Genomic DNA, 1,898 nt, shown 5'->3' on the forward strand with positions numbered 1-1,898 from the left:
AATTTGATCAACGCCTGCGGGCCTCCTGCAGATTCCGCGTCGGAGATGTCAGCCTCAACACATTGTGGATCTACTATTTCGGGATTGGAGGAAATGCCGACGAATTGGTTTTAGATGCATACCTTAACGAACTTCTGGCTTTAGCCCCGGGCCAGATGCAGCTCGTAGACACTGCCATGAGAGAGCTCAGCTTAAACGGCTGGACGGACCCAGCCGGGCAGTAGTAAGGAACCAACCATGACTGAAACCCAGCCATCGGAGCAGATCCCCACCGCTGGTCCTTTAGAGGACCACGTCGATCTGACGGACTTCCTGGTGCATTTGCAGGACCTCCTTGTGCAGAACGCAGACGTCCGGGAATTTCTTCAGGATTTTGCCGAGTTGACTGCCCGCGAACTCACCAAACCCGGGAACACGATTGCTTGCGGGGTGACAGTCATCCGGCAAAAGAAACCTGTTGCCGTGGCAGACAGCGATCCCATGGCCCGCAGACTGGACGATATGCAGAACAGCTTCGGGGACGGACCATGCCTTACGGCGCTTCGGACGCGAACCATCACCCATGTCCCTGATGTCCGGCACGAGGACAGATGGCGGGACTACATGGAAGCCGCTGCCTGCACAGATGTGGGCTCCATTCTGGCTTTGCCCATGGAGTTGAACAGCACTGCAGAGGCTGTGGTCAACCTGTATTCGACCCGCAGCCATGGTTTCTCCCATGACGACATGGTGGCGGCTGAACGGGTGACAGCAACCGGCTCAAAAGCGGTGTTCCTGGCACTGAAGATCGCCCAACTCAGGGATGCACGGGAAAATCTCGCGGCTGCCCTGGATTCGCGCACGGCGATCGATACCGCCGTCGGAATTATCATGGCGCAGAACCGCTGCAGCAGGGACGCCGCGTTCCAGATTCTGGTCAATGCTTCAAGCCACCGCAATATCAAGCTGCGTGTTGTGGCGGAAAGCGTTATAGCCCACGTTGCTGGAGACCGGAATATTTCAGCAGCTTTTGAGGAGTAGCAAAGGGACTTCCGGTTCGGGTCTGACGCGCAAAAAGCATTAGGCTTGAAAGGCAACTTAGGAGTGCAGTGATTCACAGGATGTCCATGTCAGCCAGCCGACATGAAGAGCCGGGGAGAAGACCATGACGAAGAAGCAGCTTCCTCTTGACGAACTCTCGGTTGCCATAGGCCGGATTTTGGGCCTGCTCCTTACCGAGGAAAAGGTGGACCAGGCCGTCCAGAGCCTATCGCGGGCCATCAAGGAATCCGTGCCGGGGTCAATCGGGGCAGGCGTTTCCATCCTGGATTCCCAGGGCCGCCGAACCAGCACTGGTTTCACGGACAGCATCGTGGAGCAAGCGGACCACCTGCAATATGACTTGGGCCAAGGTCCTTGCCTGACTGCGTGGGCCTCGGAGGAATCCGTACTCATCACCGATGTCCGCAGCGACCCCCGCTGGCCGGAATGGACCGACTCCGTCAGCCCTTTGCCCATCCGATCGGTTGTCAGCGCGCCCCTCATGGCCAACGGTCACAGCATCGGGGCCATCAAAGTCTACGCATCCGAGACGGATGTGTTTGATGCGTCTTCCACCTCCCGCATGGAGCTCTTTGCGTCCCCGGCAGCCACGCTGCTCTCCCACATCCAGAGCGCCGAGACACCCCGACGGATTTCCGAGGGACTCCAGGCCGCACTACACAGCCGGGACGTAGTCAACCGAGCCTGCGGAATCCTTATGGAACGTCACAAAATTTCCCATGAGCGAGCCCTCCAGCAGCTGATACTGCAGTCCCGTGACAAGAACCAAAGCCTGCAGGAAGTCAGTGCGGAACTCGTCGCCGGGATACCGGCAAACGGGAACTAAGGCCGCAGGACATGGGCTTCGACAACAACGA

At 58.2% G+C, this 1,898-nt stretch carries 2 protein-coding genes and 1 pseudogene; all 3 read left to right on the forward strand.

All coding sequences use genetic code 11. The annotated features are described in order from the left end of the window. A pseudogene (locus HP499_RS24940) lies at window positions 1–224 on the forward strand (hypothetical protein); the annotation flags it as partial. Window positions 225–237: 13 nt separating this feature from the next. Beyond that, the gene (locus tag HP499_RS23760; protein WP_172326499.1) at window positions 238–1,020 is read left to right on the forward strand and encodes a GAF and ANTAR domain-containing protein; all 783 of its coding nucleotides are present in this window, start codon (window positions 238–240) and stop codon (window positions 1,018–1,020) included. Window positions 1,021–1,144: 124 nt separating this feature from the next. After that, entirely contained in the window at window positions 1,145–1,867 is a 723-nt protein-coding gene (locus HP499_RS23765; RefSeq protein ID WP_172326500.1) for a GAF and ANTAR domain-containing protein, read from the forward strand. The last annotated feature ends 31 nt before the right edge of the window (window positions 1,868–1,898 follow it).

It is taken from the genome of Paenarthrobacter sp. CM16 (assembly GCF_013179505.1).
Lineage (GTDB): Bacteria > Actinomycetota > Actinomycetes > Actinomycetales > Micrococcaceae > Arthrobacter.

Coding starts and splice junctions, on each gene's coding strand:
- HP499_RS23765 (WP_172326500.1), top strand. CDS start 1,145: ATGACGAAGAAGCAGCTTCCTCTTGACGAACTCTCGGTTGCCATAGGC.
- HP499_RS23760 (WP_172326499.1), top strand. CDS start 238: ATGACTGAAACCCAGCCATCGGAGCAGATCCCCACCGCTGGTCCTTTA.